General features: G+C 52.0%; 3 protein-coding genes and 1 pseudogene. 2 read left to right on the top strand and 2 right to left on the bottom strand.

Going from position 1 to position 3,117, the window contains the following annotated elements; translation table 11 throughout:
* Window positions 1-124 (bottom strand): annotated as a pseudogene (locus ABJQ89_RS13945) ((2Fe-2S)-binding protein); the annotation flags it as partial.
* 91 nt (window positions 125-215) lie between these two features.
* Here ABJQ89_RS13945 and ABJQ89_RS13940 point away from each other — a divergent pair.
* Window positions 216-797, top strand: a complete 582-nt coding sequence (locus tag ABJQ89_RS13940) for a TetR/AcrR family transcriptional regulator (RefSeq protein WP_348496796.1) — start codon at window positions 216-218, stop codon at window positions 795-797.
* A gap of 88 nt (window positions 798-885) precedes the next feature.
* Here the strand turns inward: ABJQ89_RS13940 and ABJQ89_RS13935 are convergent, their stop codons facing one another.
* Entirely contained in the window at window positions 886-1,245 is a 360-nt protein-coding gene (locus tag ABJQ89_RS13935; protein ID WP_348496795.1) for an MmcQ/YjbR family DNA-binding protein, read from the bottom strand.
* A gap of 397 nt (window positions 1,246-1,642) precedes the next feature.
* Between ABJQ89_RS13935 and ABJQ89_RS13930 the strand changes: the two genes are divergently transcribed.
* Window positions 1,643-3,117, top strand: a 1,475-nt coding sequence (locus ABJQ89_RS13930) for a Re/Si-specific NAD(P)(+) transhydrogenase subunit alpha (protein ID WP_348496794.1), incomplete at its 3' end; no start/stop codon positions are given.

Raw genomic sequence — 3,117 nt, 5'->3', positions numbered from 1 at the left:
CAACACCGCATCCGAACTTTGTGCCTGTCAGGTTCAACTCATCCCTCAGGACCCACAAAAGGGGAACGTCTCCAGGCAGATCGACCTTGCGCAGGCTGCCATTCACAGTGATTTCGGTGGCCATGTTGTCTTACTCCTCATCGGTTCTGACAAAAGTAGTGTAAAATGTCAGGCTGTCAATTGACAAAAACATATAATTTTGTCAGAAGGTCTCTATGAGCAGTGAAGCCTTTGAAACAGATAAACAAAAAGCCATCGCGTTTGCCGCGTTTGAGGTCTTTGCAGAACATGGCTTTCGCAAAACCTCGATGCAATTGATCGCGAAGAAAGCGGGCATGTCACGCCCTGCGCTCTATTTGCATTTTCAAAGCAAAGAAGATGTTTTTGGATATCTGTCAGTTGATTTTTTCAAGAAAATTCAGGTGCAAGTCGAAACGGTTCTCGCTGCGCAATTGGGTCCGGTAGAGACGTTGCAGGGTGTTTTTGACGCCTTTGATCCAGACAGCGTCATGAAAATTCTGCTCGATGCGGAACATGGCGGTGAATTGTTGGATGTCAAAGTGAGCAGCGCCTATGCGCAGGTTGACGATATCATGACCAATATCCGCCTGAGCCTGACCGAGTGGCTTCGCGCGCAAGCAGCACAGGGGAAAATCCTTTGTGATGATCCGCTCGAAACGGGCCAAACGATTATGGCCTCTTATTACGGACTAAAGTCGCCGCCCCCAAGCTATGCAGCTTACAAAACACGGGTTGCTCAGCTCGCGACGTTGCTGGGACGTGGCCTAAGCGCGTAAAGTCGTTTCACTTTTTGAAAGTACCCTCGCCAGAGGCAGATCGCACGCCAATCGGCGTGCTAATTGAGTTCACACATGGTGCGCGCAGTTAGATCAATCCCAGCTCGGTTTTTACCTTCTTCGTCAACTTGGCTTTGATCAGATCATAACTGGTCACAATATGCGCGCGCAGCTCCTCGTCGGGGAGGCCGGGATCGGCGTAGACCTGAACCCATTTCATCCCGCGCGAGGCCAAATAAGGGGCAGGGCGGATACCGGGCATGTCACTCAGAACCTCATAGGCGAGTGGCGTCACTTTGAAAGTGACCGCGCTTTCGCCGTCGGCCCAACCGCAAATGGCATAGACCTTGCCTGCCAATTTCCAAACATCGGCATTGCCCCATTGTACCACGTGGCTGCTATGGGGCAGGGATTTGCAAAATGCGTTGATCTCATCCCGGTTTAACATCGCCGCTTCCTCACATAACTTGGCGCCCCTGTTCTAACGCAGGCGGCTAATGCTGAACATGGTGAATTGCATGGGGGCTTAGCTCCCGATCAAACTGCGCTGATTCTTGCAAAAAATCTCTGTTAGCGCTCTCATTTTAGCGGCTATTCGGAATTCTTCTAGTTGTAACAATTTGTTAGCAGCGAATGCTCTACATCGTCGCAATAGCTGGAATCTGCTTTACTGATTATTCTCAAAAGGTTACGCCTAACGTTTATCTATTTGGGTGAAATAGCGACACAGATGCAGCTCTTCGCGACACATGCTTGCACCTAAGAGCACAGCCAATTAGTCACTACAGCAACATTGTGCCGCTGGGGCGATGGTTTGACTAATATTATTACAAGGGGAATGAAAGTTGAAAATCGGAACACCTAAGGAAGTGTTCGAGGGAGAAAATCGTGTCGGCATGACGCCGGAAAGCGCGAAACAACTCCAAAAACTCGGATATGACTGCATGATTGAGGCTGGGGCCGGCGAAAACGCTGGGTTTTCAGACGCTCTATATGCAGATGCAGGCGTTGAGGTTGTCAAAACCGCCGCTGCATTGTGGAAAGGCGCTGACATCGTCGCCAAAGTTCGCCAGCCAGATGCGGGTGAACTAAAGCGCCTGCGCGCTGAGCAGACTTTGATTTCCTTCTTTAATCCAGCCGCCAATGAGGCGGGCATGGAAAGCGCACGTAAAAAGGGCGCAAACGTGATTGCCATGGAAATGGTGCCACGTATTTCCCGTGCTCAAAAGATGGATGCCTTGTCCTCGATGGCAAACATTGCAGGCTATCGCGCTGTGATCGAAGCGGGTAACAACTTCCCACGCTTCTTCACAGGCCAAATCACCGCTGCCGGTAAAGTGCCACCAGCAAAAGTTCTGGTTGTCGGTGCTGGCGTTGCGGGCCTCGCGGCCATCGGTACATCTACCTCCCTAGGTGCAATTACATATGCCTTCGACGTTCGCCCTGAAGTGGCTGAGCAAGTTGAAAGCATGGGCGCTGAGTTTGTTTTCCTCGACTTTGAGGAAGAGCAAGCCGACGGCGCCGCGACAGGCGGTTATGCTGCCGTCTCCAGCCCTGAATTTGCAGCGGCTCAGCTCGCTAAGTTCCGCGAAATCGCGCCGGACATGGACATCGTTATCACAACGGCCCTGATCCCGAACCGCGAAGCGCCAGAGCTTTGGACCAAGGATATGGTCGAAAGCATGAAGCCGGGCTCCGTGATCGTCGATCTCGCTGCTGAAAAAGGTGGTAATTGTAAGCTGACTGTCATGGACGAGAAGATCGTCACAGACAACGGCGTGACCATCATCGGTTACACAGACTTCCCATCCCGTATGGCGGCGCAAGCCTCTACGCTTTATGCGACAAACATCCGTCACATGATGACTGACCTGACCCCTGAGAAGGATGGTCAGATCAATCACGACATGGAAGACGATGTGATCCGCGGCGCGACGGTGACGTATGAGAACGAAATCACGTTCCCACCGCCGCCACCAAAGATCCAAGCGATTGCGGCGCAGAAGAAAGAGCCTATCAAAGAGCTGACACCTGAAGAGGTGCGCGAAGCGGAAACAGCAGCCTTCAAAGCGCAGACTAAACAACAGGTTACTCTGTTGGCTGTTGGCGCGGCGTTGTTGCTTGGTGTTGGCCTGATTGCTCCTGCGAGCTTCATGCAGCACTTTATCGTTTTCGTTCTGGCGGTCTTTGTCGGCTTCCAAGTGATCTGGGGCGTGGCGCACAGCTTGCACACACCCTTGATGGCGGTAACGAACGCGATTTCTTCGATCATCATTCTGGGCGCACTGATGCAAATCGGTTCTGGCTCCTTCTTGGTGAT

The sequence above is a fragment of the Planktotalea sp. genome (assembly GCF_039984035.1).
Taxonomy (GTDB): Bacteria; Pseudomonadota; Alphaproteobacteria; order Rhodobacterales; family Rhodobacteraceae; genus Planktotalea.
Note: the sequence above shows the minus strand (reverse complement) of the source record. Positions and strands in the feature narration are given on the sequence as shown.

Bases quoted from the DNA above. Each gene is read 5' to 3' on its own strand.
- ABJQ89_RS13940 (WP_348496796.1), top strand. From the start codon at position 216: ATGAGCAGTGAAGCCTTTGAAACAGATAAACAAAAAGCCATCGCGTTT.
- ABJQ89_RS13935 (WP_348496795.1), bottom strand. From the start codon at position 1,245: ATGTTAAACCGGGATGAGATCAACGCATTTTGCAAATCCCTGCCCCAT.